Annotated in this window: 15 protein-coding genes; 3 read left to right on the top strand and 12 right to left on the bottom strand. The window is 39.4% G+C overall.

Annotated elements, in window-relative coordinates:
• Nucleotides 1-13: 13 nt before the first annotated feature.
• The 11 genes from MST18_RS03495 to acnD form a co-directional block, all read right to left on the bottom strand.
• Nucleotides 14-472, bottom strand: coding sequence for a GIY-YIG nuclease family protein (locus MST18_RS03495; RefSeq protein WP_180133934.1), 459 nt, complete (start codon nucleotides 470-472; stop codon nucleotides 14-16).
• Between the two features lie 1,423 nt (nucleotides 473-1,895).
• Nucleotides 1,896-2,153, bottom strand: coding sequence for a hypothetical protein (locus MST18_RS03490; protein WP_180133933.1), 258 nt, complete (start codon nucleotides 2,151-2,153; stop codon nucleotides 1,896-1,898).
• A 105-nt stretch (nucleotides 2,154-2,258) separates the two neighbouring features.
• Entirely contained in the window at nucleotides 2,259-2,468 is a 210-nt protein-coding gene (locus tag MST18_RS03485; RefSeq protein ID WP_078191130.1) for a hypothetical protein, read from the bottom strand.
• Between the two features lie 219 nt (nucleotides 2,469-2,687).
• A complete protein-coding gene (locus MST18_RS03480; protein WP_180133932.1) occupies nucleotides 2,688-3,179 on the bottom strand; it encodes a DUF2569 domain-containing protein in 492 nt (163 codons plus the stop codon).
• A 147-nt stretch (nucleotides 3,180-3,326) separates the two neighbouring features.
• Complete coding sequence (locus MST18_RS03475; protein WP_111884815.1) at nucleotides 3,327-3,902, bottom strand: DUF4126 domain-containing protein; 576 nt, start codon at nucleotides 3,900-3,902, stop codon at nucleotides 3,327-3,329.
• A gap of 127 nt (nucleotides 3,903-4,029) precedes the next feature.
• The gene (locus tag MST18_RS03470; RefSeq protein WP_078191132.1) at nucleotides 4,030-4,173 is read right to left on the bottom strand and encodes a zinc ribbon-containing protein; all 144 of its coding nucleotides are present in this window, start codon (nucleotides 4,171-4,173) and stop codon (nucleotides 4,030-4,032) included.
• A 132-nt stretch (nucleotides 4,174-4,305) separates the two neighbouring features.
• Nucleotides 4,306-4,725, bottom strand: coding sequence for a type II toxin-antitoxin system VapC family toxin (locus MST18_RS03465; RefSeq protein ID WP_180021368.1), 420 nt, complete (start codon nucleotides 4,723-4,725; stop codon nucleotides 4,306-4,308).
• On the bottom strand, nucleotides 4,725-4,955 hold the full coding sequence (locus MST18_RS03460; RefSeq protein WP_180133931.1) for an antitoxin: 231 nt from the start codon (nucleotides 4,953-4,955) through the stop codon (nucleotides 4,725-4,727). The genes MST18_RS03465 and MST18_RS03460 overlap by 1 nt, the downstream gene beginning before the upstream one ends.
• A gap of 97 nt (nucleotides 4,956-5,052) precedes the next feature.
• Nucleotides 5,053-5,934, bottom strand: coding sequence for a hypothetical protein (locus tag MST18_RS03455; protein ID WP_180133930.1), 882 nt, complete (start codon nucleotides 5,932-5,934; stop codon nucleotides 5,053-5,055).
• A gap of 20 nt (nucleotides 5,935-5,954) precedes the next feature.
• Complete coding sequence (locus MST18_RS03450; protein WP_180021372.1) at nucleotides 5,955-6,176, bottom strand: hypothetical protein; 222 nt, start codon at nucleotides 6,174-6,176, stop codon at nucleotides 5,955-5,957.
• A 153-nt stretch (nucleotides 6,177-6,329) separates the two neighbouring features.
• Nucleotides 6,330-8,948 carry a Fe/S-dependent 2-methylisocitrate dehydratase AcnD gene (gene acnD, locus MST18_RS03445; RefSeq protein ID WP_180101849.1) on the bottom strand — a complete coding sequence of 873 codons (2,619 nt, stop codon included), beginning with the start codon at nucleotides 8,946-8,948 and terminating at the stop codon, nucleotides 6,330-6,332.
• A 592-nt stretch (nucleotides 8,949-9,540) separates the two neighbouring features.
• Between acnD and MST18_RS03440 the strand changes: the two genes are divergently transcribed.
• The 3 genes from MST18_RS03440 to MST18_RS03430 all read left to right on the top strand — a co-directional run bounded on the left by MST18_RS03440 (nucleotide 9,541) and on the right by MST18_RS03430 (nucleotide 13,148).
• Nucleotides 9,541-11,640, top strand: coding sequence for a multicopper oxidase family protein (locus MST18_RS03440; RefSeq protein WP_180101850.1), 2,100 nt, complete (start codon nucleotides 9,541-9,543; stop codon nucleotides 11,638-11,640).
• A gap of 117 nt (nucleotides 11,641-11,757) precedes the next feature.
• The gene (locus tag MST18_RS03435) at nucleotides 11,758-12,489 is read left to right on the top strand and encodes a folate-binding protein YgfZ (protein ID WP_257223047.1); all 732 of its coding nucleotides are present in this window, start codon (nucleotides 11,758-11,760) and stop codon (nucleotides 12,487-12,489) included.
• 137 nt (nucleotides 12,490-12,626) lie between these two features.
• Nucleotides 12,627-13,148 carry a hypothetical protein gene (locus MST18_RS03430; protein ID WP_078191139.1) on the top strand — a complete coding sequence of 174 codons (522 nt, stop codon included), beginning with the start codon at nucleotides 12,627-12,629 and terminating at the stop codon, nucleotides 13,146-13,148.
• A 95-nt stretch (nucleotides 13,149-13,243) separates the two neighbouring features.
• On the opposite strand, the gene MST18_RS03425 is transcribed toward MST18_RS03430, so the two are convergent.
• On the bottom strand, nucleotides 13,244-14,419 hold the full coding sequence (locus MST18_RS03425) for a sorbosone dehydrogenase family protein (protein ID WP_180133939.1): 1,176 nt from the start codon (nucleotides 14,417-14,419) through the stop codon (nucleotides 13,244-13,246).
• Nucleotides 14,420-14,537: the final 118 nt, after the last annotated feature.

Genomic DNA, 14,537 nt, shown 5'->3' with positions numbered 1-14,537 from the left:
ATCAGGTCTAACCCTAACGATTATTGGTCCCCAATTTACCAAAGGCTGGTGCTAATGAATGAGATAAATCATCCTCCAGTAACTGTAAGATGCTTGCACTCGTGGTTAAAGGATACTGATGTAGTGTGATGCGATATATGCCCTGAAACCACTGCGACAAATGCAAGGCATAAGTTTGTTTAGGCCCAAGACCTAAATGCTGTTTTAAACGATTCTTTATACCTGTCCGTGATGATCCAACATACAGAATGTGATTGGGTTGATTTAACTTGGCACAGGCATGGGTTTTCAATGCCTTAAATGCAGCATAGTCCTGATATGTCTGCTGTATATCGCCACCAACCTGTTCTATCACATAAATATAATGTGCGTGTTGAGCAAGATGATCAAAACTTGAAAACTCAAATATACGCTCAGCTTTAGTCTGCTGTGCCTGCAGACAATCCTGTATCAATTGATCCAGATAACCCATAACAAAATTATTTAAAATTTAGATAGTTAAGCATAACAACTTTGTGAAAAAGGACAATCCGAAGCTTAGATTAAGTTTGAGTTGTTCTACGTGATATTTATTACATCAGCAGTGATCAAAGTTTGTCTGGAATGAATGCGAAGTTTGGAATTTTGAAAAAGATGGAAGGATTTATTATTCGATTTAATTCTTAAAAATTTTTTAGGGTGTAAGAGAAAACAGTATTGTTTACTTCAACTATCATCACTTTGTAAGTCATGATCTTATAGCCTATAAACTTCTGGTTTATAGCGTCCTAAGCTGAATCGAGACCTTTTGGGTGAGTACTGTACACGTGTTTTGCACCACTGACAGCATGCTACTCTTTTCAATCTCTATCACACCCTTGAGATATATAGTAGTGGTATCGATGAGGGATTGTTTCCCTGAAAATTACTATTTTTGACTTATTTTAAAAATATTTTTCACATTTAAAGATATATTGAAAATATTTTCTTCTTGTATCATGTTTTAGCATTTTTTCCATCTGATAAATGACTTTTCCCGAGAATTTTCGCCATAGCTTAGCACTCAAACCATCGGGATCATTTGAATTCTAGACAGGACTTTTAACCAATGAGAACTTGTATTGAAATGAGTTCTCCAATTGGATTAAGAGTCAATAATGCATACCACAGCGAGATTTGAAAATTGAGGTGTGCTTGAAAAAAGTAGCAAAAAGCACAGAAGCTATTCAATGCGATGAAAATGAAATTCGTTCAGATTTAACACTTGGCTTAGGACTATTTTTATGGGAGATGCCTGATGATCTTTAAGCTTATGGTGATTAAATTGGTGTGGTTTGTTTTATGCGGATTAAAGGAGTAATGATTCATTATTCTTTTTTATTTTGGCTTAAAATTTTGGGGTGGTATAAGAGAAAACAATATTGTTTACTTCAACTATCATCACTTTGTAAGTCATGATCTTATAGCCTATAAACTTCTGGTTTATAGCGTCCTAAGCTGAATCGAGACCTTTTGGGTGAGTACTGTACACGTGTTTTGCACCACTGACAGCATGCTACTCTTTTCAATCTCTATCACACCCTTGAGATATACTTTAACCAAAGAGGATCGGGATTAATTTCCTAAGTTTTTCTAATTTTCTGCAAATTCAGCAAATTTTTTCAGCCATTTTAGGTTTAGCAGGATATTTTATCTTTTCAGCTCATTTCAGCGTTTTTTATCTGCAGATTTGCCCAATTATAAGAAAATTTTCTTTTACAACAGACAAAACGTCCAAACACAGCGTCAAATTTAAAAATATATCGCCGCTGAACATTCATCCCTTAACTTCATACAAAACTCCGCCCTTTGAGTAGAGATCTAAGCCTATCCATGTTCTGCAGATATTAGGCTTGATCTATTCAACGCATGATTGGTCATTGAGCTAAATAGCTTTGTATCCACTGTGCGCTAAACCACCAACCACTATATGCCGCCATACCACAAAGTAAATTGGCCAAAATTTTATTCATTCGGCTGAGGTCTGATGCATATATTTTGAGATTGATCAAATAAGCAATCACAGCATATACCAGTCCAATCGCACCACCAATGATGATCAGGATCAAAGGCCATGCTGCATAGGCATGTGCCTCTGCTGGATATTTTGTAGAACGGATGGTTTCTGTGGTCATGCTGTATATCCTATTAATAACGCGATTACCTGTTTTAGTTAGCAATTTCTGCGCCATTTTTCTTGGATATACAGCGTTATTTCAAGGTTAATGCATGTTGAATTTCTAGCTTTGACTACAGCATTTATCGCAACCAACAACTTTTTCTGTTGGCCAGCTCATTCGTGCACGCTTATAAGCGAGTTCGAAATTGGCAAAATAACCAATCAATATTTGCTGGTCAAATTGCGGCATGTCTACACATCCTTGCGTACCATTGTGAATTAAATGCGAGCCATTCGTTAAGGCATTTTCATCCACTATAAATTTAATCATCTACCATTCCCCTCATTATTTTTTATAAAATTCAAAAGATTAATAAATCCATATAAAAAATATGTGATTTATAATCACATAATAAAATTATGCCTTTATTGTTCAAAAATCAATCGTAATTTAAAGATTTTTTTAGCCGCCTCTTGGACGACTCAATCGCAGAATGATGTGCTCTTTTAGGACGGATAGGTGAAATTGCTCGATAGTATTTTTTTGCGCTTAAGCCAAGTGCTTGGAATGTTGAGTAAAGGTATTTTTCACTCGAACTGGCATTAACAAATACGGCGTCCAAATCAGACAACCCATAGTACTCGTCGCTAACTGTATGATGGTCTCTGTATCAAATGCATTTTTATCAGTGAATAGCACACTCAAAATGGCACTATCACATAACTGTACCAATAAAAAACTTGCCATAAACGCAATATAGAATGTTGGAAAGTAAAGATGCTTACTAAAAAATAAGTAGACAGCACAAACTGAAAGTAAGAAAAATACAATATTTAAGATGCTTTCTATATAGAGTAAATACATCAGAGTTGGATAATAAAGTTCCGATTTTTGATCACTTATTTGACTTAACGCCTCATTTTGAAAAAGTTGATATAGGCTATAAATATCAAATGAAAGCAATAGTAGTGATAGGACAATTTTTATCCCCAACACAATAAGCCACCCGCCCAAACCTTTTAAATTCCTCTGATTGTTCATTTTTTTGTATCACTTCTTATAATTTTTATAATCTTTATCAAACAATGAAAAACTCAGTTTCGGATTTTTATTTCTATATTTATTAAACAAAATGCAGATCATTCACTCTAAAAGATGGATTCATTTTAGAGTGAAATGTTGATTGGTTTATAAAGGGGTGTCGACCTGTACAGTTCGTTTTTGGCGAATACGGCGAACCAACCAGATCACGATCGCAATCACTAAGATCACCACAAAAAATGGGACTAAAAAGGCCAATACTGACAAGACAGCCGCGCCAATCCATTCCCCTGTAGATAAGATCGGATTTGCAACGCCACCTGTGGTTGCGGTAGATACACCACGCGCAGCGACGGTACTCATTTGCACTGCTGTTGCTGTACCACCACCGACAATAATTGCTGCCGCCCAACTGGCAAACTGTGACATTTCACCTGAGCTTACTGCCATTGTGGCAATCGTCCCTGCAATCATAGCTGCGGGTGTTGAAATAGTGTCGAGGGCATTGTCTACCCAAGGGATATAGTACGCGGCGATTTCACAGACAGTCGCAATTGCTAAGCCAATACAAACCGCAGGCATAGACAACCATTCGAATCCTTTCATCGGTTCGAATAATCCTAAAATGGAAGCAACACTCATCACCAATAAAGGTACAAAGACACGGAAGCCACAAGCAGCACTTAAGCCAATACCAATACACAGTCCTAATATTGTTTCCATGGGCTTCTCCGAACAGTTAAATGTGCAATTTGTTTTTATATATGCAGTGTTATACGTTAGCAAAAAGCCCTATCGAGTGATAGGGCTTTTCTTTCTAAACAGCGGATAACTGTTAGTGTTTTGCAGCTTAGGCATTCTTATTGTTAAATTGATTGCCTTGGCATTTGGTACACGGTGGTAAACGATCAGTACCAATTTCTAAGTAGACGCGGTGTCCGCATTGAACACAAAAATAGAAGCCTGTTCCGGGTTTTTGACCAGCAGTAACCATTTTTGTTCTCCATATGTTTTTAGAAATGGTAGATTCAGTATAACCCTCTTGTGATGAATGTCTATTGGTCATTTCGACAATTGATAATGGCATTTAGGCAAAGCATAATTTCGAATGGAAATTTTGGTGGGTTTACAGCGATTTGCTGAGCCAGTTTTCTACTTGCAGTTCGTCTACACGCAGAAATTCTTTTTCATTGTTTGTGACCATGACCCAATTATTTGATCGTGCATGAGCAGCTAGCCATAAATCGTTATTGCCAATTATTTGCCCCTGAAGCGCTAACTGTTTTCGAATTTGAGCATAGTGTACGGCGGTGTGTTCATCTAACTCTATAACAGGAATGATTGAAGTTAATTCATCAATCACTTTGAAAGCTTTGTCTTTCCATTGGCTTTTTTCCGCACCAAAGCGAAGTTCACCTAAAGTAATCACTGAAATAAAAATATTGCCGTCAGGTAAATGTCTTTCAAAATGCTGACGTACAATTTCGGGTTGATGCTTGGTGATATAGATACAAATATTTGTATCCAATAAATATTGTGTTGGCATCAGACCTCTTCTCGTTCTTGCGGTGGTTCATCCACTCTTGTTTCTGCATAAAAGTCGTCTGGCATTTGTGCCAAAACCTTAAATAACTGATCTGCTGTGACTGGTTTTTCTCGCAGTATAACCTCATCACCACGGCGGAAGATTTCAACTTCTTTACCCTCAAAGCGAAACTCTTTAGGTAAGCGTATGGCTTGACTACGCCCTGTCATAAAAACTTTTGCGGTAGTCATAGTACTACTCCATCAGTTTTGATATATATCTTATGATAGGTATTTATTGTATTATTTTCAACCAAAAATATTAGTTAGCATAGCTTAATCCAAGCTTCTACCTTCTTTTATGTTCTGTTCTAACAGCAATATCTGGGATCGATTCTGCTGGACTAATAACCGTTTGTATTTTCACTCGATCACCTAATTTTTTATTTAACATGTAAGTAAATGATTTACCCTGAGCTTGAGCTTCCATCTGAATTTCATAAGGCTCCTCTCCTGAAATTGGATGATCACTCATATCGACAAAAGTAGAAAAGTGATAAGTTGCATCATCTTCATTTTCAGATGGAGAAGCCAATTCTATAAGTTTCTCGGGATCAACATTCACAGCATCCTGCATACCTGAACCAGCCACACCAAAATTTTGCACAACTCTAGAGTTGTTTCTTAATTTTAGTATTTCCACGTCTTCTGTTGAAAATGGCACATGAAATTCATTAAAATTTATAAATGGCCTGCCATCAATCCTCATTTGAAAATGATAATGTGGATATTCAATTTGACTGCCTTTATGCCCACTAGCATCATTTTGTGAACAGTCAAAAGTCCATTCAATATTTTTCCACTTAATAGTCGAAGATAAAACTTTTCTATCGGATCTTTCACTTTCTAAATCATTAATATTCGACAATAGTTTTTCTTGATTTGCGCACCACCTTAAAAAAGATGCAATATTATGATAACCAAACTTTGTATAAATTAATTTGAAATCATTTTTCTTAAATTTACCTCGGCGTAACAACCAGTGTAAGCACGGCTGCTCTTTACTAATTGTTTTAAAATCTTTACCACATAGATAACATTGTTCTTTCTGATAACCATCTTTAAAAGCATCAACTTGACGTATGTGCTCTTCGTGTTGTTTCTCATTAATTTCATTAATTTGAGCTTCTGTAAGACTATTTAGCCATGTTCCAAAATTTTTATCGCCCATTAATCACAATCTCTTTTATTTCAATCATATAAATACTTAACATTTCGCATTATGTATGAGTTTAATCCATCACCTGATTTGGCTAATATTTTCATTCTATCTACGTGAAGCCTTCCTGCTTTTCCAAAGTAACTATAGGTATAAATTTTGGCAGTACCATTAAATTTGACCCTAATATAATTTTCTCCAATTTCGTAATGCGTTACATTAGAATCATTATCAATATCTTTATAGATTTCCAAAGTTATACTCCAATAAATAAAAAACGCCCCAATTCACATTAGAGCGTTTTTTAAACAATATCAATGACTTTAATCTCCCCTAACCCCTCTTTATAAAAGAGGGGTACTCCCTCCTTTGAAAAAGGAGGGCTGGGGAGGATTTAAAGAATTACATCAAGCCACATTCCCTTCCAAGAAATCCTGTGCAAAACGCTGCAATACACCGCCCGCTTCATACACATGCACTTCTTCTTCGGTATCCAAACGGCAAGTCACAGGCACTTTAATGATTTCATTTTTGCCGTCTGCTGTTGAACGCTCAACCACCAAAGTCAGGTCAGAACGCGGTGCAATATTACCAATCACGCTATACAGCTCAGTACCATCCAGCTTCAAGGTTTTACGGTCAGTCCCTGCTTTAAACTCAAGCGGCAGCACACCCATACCCACCAAGTTGGTACGGTGAATACGCTCAAAACCTTCCGCCACAATCACTTCTACACCTGCAAGACGCACACCTTTAGCAGCCCAGTCACGGCTCGAACCTTGACCGTAGTCCTTACCTGCAATGATAATCAGCGGCTGCTTACGATTCATATAAGTTTCGATCGCTTCCCACATACGCATCACTTCGCCTTCTGGCTCTACGCGCGCTTTTGAACCTTGCTTGATCGTACCGTCAGAACGAACCACCATTTCATTAAACAATTTCGGGTTAGCAAATGTTGCACGTTGTGCAGTCAAATGGTCGCCACGGTGGGTTGCGTATGAGTTAAAGTCTTCTTCAGGCACGCCCATTTTATGCAGGTACTCACCCGCTGCCGAATCCATCATGATCGCATTTGAAGGCGATAAATGGTCAGTGGTGATATTGTCAGGCAAGATCGCAAGCGGACGCATATTTGCAAGTGTACGCGGTGCAGCCAAAGCCCCTTCCCAATACGGCGGACGGCGGATATAAGTACTTTGCGGACGCCAGTCGTATAGTGGGCTTGCCGCTTTTTCACGCTCACCCAAATCAAACATTGGGATATACACTTTCTTAAACTGTTCAGGCTTCACCGCTTTTTTCACCAATGCATCAATTTCAGCATCAGACGGCCAAATGTCTTTTAAGTAAATTGGATTACCGTCTTTGTCATTGCCCAGTGAATCGGTTTCGATATCAAAACGAATCGTCCCTGCAATTGCATACGCCACAACTAAAGGTGGAGAAGCCAAGAATGCTTGTTTTGCGTATGGATGGATACGGCCGTCAAAGTTACGGTTACCTGAAAGTACCGCAGTTGCGTACAAATCACGATCAATAATTTCTTGTTGGATTTTTGGATCTAAAGCACCTGACATACCATTACACGTGGTACATGCATATGCCACGATACCAAAGCCTAGTTTTTCTAAATCACCCAATACACCTGCTTCTTCTAGGTATAAAGCTGCTGCTTTAGAACCTGGTGCAAATGATGATTTCACCCAAGGTTTACGCACAAGTCCTAACTCATTAGCTTTACGTGCAAGTAAGCCTGCTGCCACGGTATTACGTGGGTTAGAAGTGTTTGTACATGAGGTGATTGCTGCAATGATGATTGCGCCATCAGGCATTAAACCTTCAGCTTCCTGAGCTTTAGCCGCTTCTAAGTTACCTGCAATGCCTTTGGCTTTTAAATCAGCAGTTGATACACGTGCATGTGGATTCGATGGACCTGCAATATTACGAGTGACTTGTGATAAATCAAAACGTAGTACACGCGGGTATTCTGCCGCTGTCATATCCGACGCCCAAAGACCAATTTCTTTGGCATAGGTTTCAACCAATTTCACTTGATCCGCTTCACGGCCTGTCAATGTCAGGTAATCAATGGTGTTTTGGTCAATGTAGAACATCGCAGCCGTTGCGCCATATTCAGGGGTCATATTCGAGATCGTTGCACGGTCGCCTACAGACATGCTGTCTGCACCTTCACCGAAGAACTCTAAATAAGCACCGACGACACGTTCTTTACGCAAGAATTCTGTAAGCGCTAACACGATATCAGTTGCGGTAATGCCTGCTTGACGCTGGCCCACCAGTTCTACACCAATGATGTCTGGCAGACGCATCCAAGATGCTCGGCCAAGCATCACATTTTCAGCTTCGAGTCCTCCGACACCAACAGAAATTACACCCAATGCATCAGTATGCGGCGTATGTGAGTCTGTACCCACGCAAGTATCAGGGAAAGCTAAACCATCACGGTTTTGAATCACTGGAGACATTTTCTCCAAGTTGATTTGATGCATGATACCGTTGCCCGCAGGGATCACATCGACATTTTCAAAGGCTGTTTTGGTCCATTCAATGAAATGGAAACGGTCTTCGTTACGACGGTCTTCAATCGCGCGGTTTTTCTCAAATGCATCAGGATCAAAACCACCAAACTCTACAGCAAGAGAATGGTCAACAATCAGCTGCGTTGGAACAACAGGATTGACTTTTGACGGGTCGCCGCCTTGGTCAGCAATCGCATCACGCAAGCCTGCAAGGTCAACCAATGCGGTTTGACCGAGGATGTCATGGCACACCACACGTGCAGGGTACCAAGGGAAATCGTGGTCTTGTTTGCGGTTAATCAGTTCTTTTAAAGACTGTTCTAAGATTGCAGGGTCGCATTTACGAACCAACTGCTCTGCAAGGACTTTAGATGTATATGGGAGTTTTGCGTATGCGCCTGGCTGAATATCTTCTACGGCTTGGCGTACATCGAAGTATTCTAGCTGGGTGCCTTGCAGCGGTTTACGGTAGTTGTTGTTCATAGCGTTCCTGCCCTCGGTCTTTCATTTTTTTGCGTTGTCTTTTTCATAGACAATTCATCTTTGTTCGATAGGCATACTACACTGCCGAAAACCCATTTCCCAAATCTGATATATTTCATAGAGTTAAATACAAAAACAGGGGTTTTTGAAATATTTAGTTACACTAACTTTGGAATATTCGCTCTAAATGTGAATTTTTTTGAAAAATAGCTGCAAATCCGCCTCATTCTTTAGTCTAAGGAAAATTGCACTGCATAATATTTAATCTAAATATCAACCAATTTGGTTAAAAATCAGTCTTATCAATTTTAGTATTTAATAATCAAGGTATTAAATTATTTTATTAGCTCATTGCGCCTCAAAGTCATAATGTGAATCAAAACACGGTTTTATTATTTATTTTATCTTAATTCTCAATTTATCCCTATTTGCAGGGATAGCGTCGAATCACCCCTCTCTCAGATAATAAAAGCACGACATACAAGCACAGTAATTCGCTGTACTCGCCAAAATAATCACAATATTTACAAAACCTTAGCTAAATAAATCAGCGACTACTGTTCTACCGTCATTATGCTTTTGGGGAAAGATCATGACAAAATTTAAAACCATCATTGGGGCTGGCTGCCTCTTAAGCTGTCTCAGCTTCATTGCCTGTGGCGACAACGACCAATCGACAACGGATTCGACGATTCAAGAAGAGGAAGTAGACTCACCGACTGTCGTCTCGAATCCACCACGTTTGAAAGCCAATGCACAAGGTCAACATGAACTACTGATAGCGTATAAACGCCAAGCCTTATACGACCCTGAAACGGGTGAGAATGATCTATTACAGGTCAGAGGCTATCTGACTAAACCTGAACTCTGGAACTCGAAAAATAGCGATGGCAGTGTTTCGGATGTGTTGGTTGGCCCACAAATTCGTGCGAAACAAGGTGACAATTTAAAAATTCATCTGGTTAATCATCTCCCTGTTGAATCGACGGAGACCTGTCCAAGTCCAGTGACCAATATTAACCAAGGGAACTGTTTTAACACCACAAATTTACATACACATGGTCTTTGGGTTAGCCCGCAAGGAAATAGTGACAACGTATTTTTGAGCTTAAAACCTCAGCAAGATTTTCATTACGAATTTAAGATCGAACCGAATCATCCTGCGGGAACATTTTGGTATCACTCGCATGTGCATGGTTCAACCGCGATTCAGGTCTCAAGTGGCATGGCTGGCCCTTTGATTATTGAGGGCGAGCGGAAACCTGTCATTCGTCAGGGGCAAATTCAACAGACTGGAGATTTGGATATTTTATGGAAAAATCAAAAAAACCAGCAGTATGACCATGAAAAAATCATGCTGTTCCAGCAGATTCAATACAACGAAGATTGCGACAGCAAATTAAGCCAAGTAAATGGCACACCCTGCATCTATAGCTTAGAAGATTATTCAAAACTCGATATACCAACCTCATGGGCGGATGAAAATCGTTTTACCAGTATCAATGGCAAAATGTTTGGTGAAATTAAGGTGGATCAGAACCAATACCACCGCTGGCGCATGATTCATGGCGGTATCCGTGACACCATTGGTTTGACGATTAAGGAACTGCCTGATTCTGCGCTCTTTACCGCAGAGCAAACCCTGAGTGAATGTCAAAAGTATCAAAGCAAGTCGATGTCTTCACAGTTTAAGACGCTAAAAACATTACCGTTATATACCCTGGCACAAGATGGCTTGACCATGGGGAAAATCCAAAAGCAAGGGATTGAAATTTTTCAGCCAGGTTATCGCTTTGATGCCATGCTCTCCTTCCCGACCACCAATAAATACTGTGTATACGATGCCAAGCTGAATCTAGAAGATGAAATTAATGCGCCTGAATCAAGTCCGTTACTTCGTCGCGCACCAGAAGAAAAACTCAATACACAGCTCCTCGGTTGGGTCAATGTGCAAGCAACTCAACTACCGCAGCAAACGCCGTTTAACTTCTTAAAAAGTCAGGCCACCCAACTAAAACTGGCACCAGAAGTGATTGCACAGCTCGAACAGGGTGATTTATCAGCCTTTATCTCGCATGCGAGTTTAATGACTGCTGAAGTCGATGAAATGCTCAAAACGATGGCGAAGCAAATCACCAACTTTGACATTCTGTTCAATACAGATGGCAGCTTTAAATTTGGTATTCGTCATGCCGAAGAAGGTACCTTGATCAGCTTTGGCGATGCCTACCATGATGAAGACCATACCCACCATAGCTATGTCCGCAAGCTTCCAATCGGGCAAACTCAAGAGTGGGAGTTAAGCAGTAATGTTGCCAGTCATCCCTTCCATATTCATGTCAATCCATTCCAAGTGGTGAAAATATTGAATGAAAATGGTGTCGATGTCAGTGCCATCGGCAGCTCAGATAAAGATGGTGCAGGAAATATTGACTCGCAATATCATGGAATGAAAGGCGTTTGGAAAGATACGCTCTTCGTCAAACAGGGCTATAAAATCTTTGTACGCAGTAAATACGAAAAATTTGAAGGCGACTTTGTGCTGCACTGCCATATTTTAAACCATGAAGATCAAGGCATGATGGAAACCGTGCGTATTTGTGGCGACCAATATGATTGTAATAGTGAGCCTCCTTCACATCATTCCACTATGGATATGACTGCAAGCGATATGCCTACACACAATCACTAAGACAGATCTCTGCTGTACAAAAGCCCATATCAATATGGGCTTTTTGTTTGCCTAACACTGCGGCTTGCTGCAAAATAACATGATTAATGATATCTAAAATTTATACTGAGGCTGGTCATGACAACGTCTATGGCATTCACATCTTTTTCTCTCAACGGTGTCGATGCACAAAAATTTCTACAAGGGCAAGTGACTTTGCATGTTGAACGCCTTGAAGAAAATGCAACACGCTATACCGCAATCTGCGACCTCAAAGGCCGTATTCATTTTGGTTTATGGCTCACCAAACACAGTGCTGAAAGTTTTTCTATTGTCACTACAGCAGATCAAGCCGAAGAATTTGCCAAACATATTAAAAAATTTGGTGCATTTTCTAAGATGAAACTTGAAGAAACTGGTACAGTTTTTCCAAGTTTAGTCGGTGATGAAACGACATTTTCTTCGGAACCGACGGATGTTGCAGCATGGGAAATTCAAGCGATTCAAGCGGGTCAGGCCTATATCGACCAAGCCATTGAACATGTGTTCCAACCACAAGAGTTACGTCTACATCAGCGTGAAGGTGTCCACTATGACAAAGGCTGTTATTTGGGTCAGGAAGTGATTGCACGTTTATGGTTTAAAGCCAAACCAAAAGCTTGGTTGCATGCAATTCAAGGCACGGGTACTGCTCCTGCACAAGGCGAACAGCTGAATAAAGGCGTACAAGTCGTCAATAGCGCGGCTGTAGAAAATGGTTATGTGGCTTTAGTGGTTGCTCGTCCAGAAGCTTTAGAAGAGTTAGATGTGACTGTTTTAGCCTTGCCTGAAGCATTGAATGGTGATGTGGCACGTCCGCAGTCAGCTTAAATAAATTCAGAAGATAGCTACATTTAGCTATCTTCTTTTATAATAAATCTAAGTTTTAAATTTTAAAATTCATCATGTTAATTTGACTATTTTTAAACTAAAATGCACTCCGAATTTTAACAATAAACTATATAACGATGCATCAGACACAATTTCAAGACCCAAAGCACAAGATCATTGCCCTTTATTACGGAATTTTTGCCCTTCTAGGCATGGTCATACTCGGCAATCAATTGCTTTCAATTCAGCTATCTCTACTTGTTTTGATTATTATTCTTGTACTGTATGCCCAACTCTTTTTCATGCTAATGGGCGCTATCAAATATTGGAAAAGAGATGTTCTAGGCTTGAAAATACTGTTTTGGATCAGCTTAAGCCTTGTCCCGATTATTATCACACCCTTAGTCATTTACTATCCAAAAGTAACAACTGGCTTTTTTCTCTTTATGCAAAGCTCTTTTGGCTTCAGTAGCACAGGCTTCGAGTTTCATGTTGCCTACGACACCCAACTCACCCTCTTAAATACATCTTTTTGGGGAATTGGAATCAATCTTATTGAATTTTTTCTATGGTTACGCTTTAAGAATATTGCAGCAAATAATCATATTTCGATTGCCCATTTCAAGAATGAAGACTTAGAACTGAAACGCTATGATTAGCCATTTTTGACCGTATATAAACTAGAATTCTGACATCTGGTCTGACCATCCCTAAGCACTCAAAGCCAAAGCCTAAAACTTTGGCTTTTTATCACTCATTTTTCCCTCACATAATAAATTACCCCTGCCCGATCATCTGAAAAATAAAAAGATTTTTCATCGATCTTATAAATATCTGCAGGTCGCCCATACACCTTTTTACCGACTAAAAAACCATCCATAAAGGTTTCAAGTTTTTGTCCTTTACGCATCATTGCAATTTGATAGCCATGGCCAATCGCCTCGTCGGTAGAGCCATGCAAAGCCACTAAAAAAGCATTTTTAATGGTGGAATCGGTATGAGGGTCATCAAAATAATCAAAACCCAATGCAGAGGAATGTGAAGGGAAATAAGTATAGGGCGATGGAATATTTTTACAGCCAGATGCACGTTTAAATTTAGGATCCGCTAATACTTTGCCCTGCCATGAATAACATGCGGGCCAGCCATAATCGACATCCTGTTTTAGCGCATAAAAAGTTTCATCTGGCTTTTTACGTCCCAAATGATCAGAACCTTGATTAGTTGCAAATAGAAATCTGCCGATCCATTTTAGCCCAACAGCATTACGCAAACCTGTCGCATAAATCCGTTGCTCTGAACCATCAGGATTCATCTCAATGACGGAGGCTCGTACTTTTTCTTTTTCAACACAGGCGTTACAACTCGAACCAACCGACACATAAATCTTTCCATTTCCACCGATAGCAATCGTCCGCGTCAGATGCCAACCACCGTATTTATAACTCAAACCATAATCTGGAAATGTCGCTAAAACTTCAGCCTTACTCGAAGGCTGAGTTTCTCCTCTACTAAATTTTTGCCGTGTCAGTTGGTGCGTTTCCGCCAAATAGAGCCAATCCTGTCCTTGAGCATCAGTATAAAACTGAACTGAATTTGGATTTCTCAAACCGGTCAGATAAGGAATGATTTTGCCAAATTTACCGGTGTCAGCATTCCAATCATCCAATATATACACAGTACCTTTTTTATTATCTGTTAGATCATACATATCCGTGACAAACATTCTGCGATCAGGTGCTTGTGCAAAAAAGCGTACCCGTTTGAGACCTTCAGCAGCAGGAATGATCTCGAAATTTGCAGGCAAATTTAAAGAAAACTGCTTGCCATTTTTTAAATGGATTGGATGCGGAACAAGCTTGGGTTGTTGAGCCCAACTGGTTATTGAACAGACGAAACTAAGGATCAAGATGGCACTTATTTTTATCATATTTAAATACATCTCAATGAATCATGTATATCTGTATTCATCATAGATGCCTTGTATCTATTTTATTCAATTTATATTTTTAGAAAATATTATACTTTTGAAAATTAAGGTTTTTTAA

It is taken from the genome of Acinetobacter sp. YH12068_T, from assembly GCF_024606005.1.
In the GTDB taxonomy this organism is placed as follows: Bacteria; Pseudomonadota; Gammaproteobacteria; order Pseudomonadales; family Moraxellaceae; genus Acinetobacter; species Acinetobacter amyesii.
The sequence above is the reverse complement of the archived record's forward strand: the minus strand, read 5'-3'. Positions and strand labels throughout refer to the sequence as shown.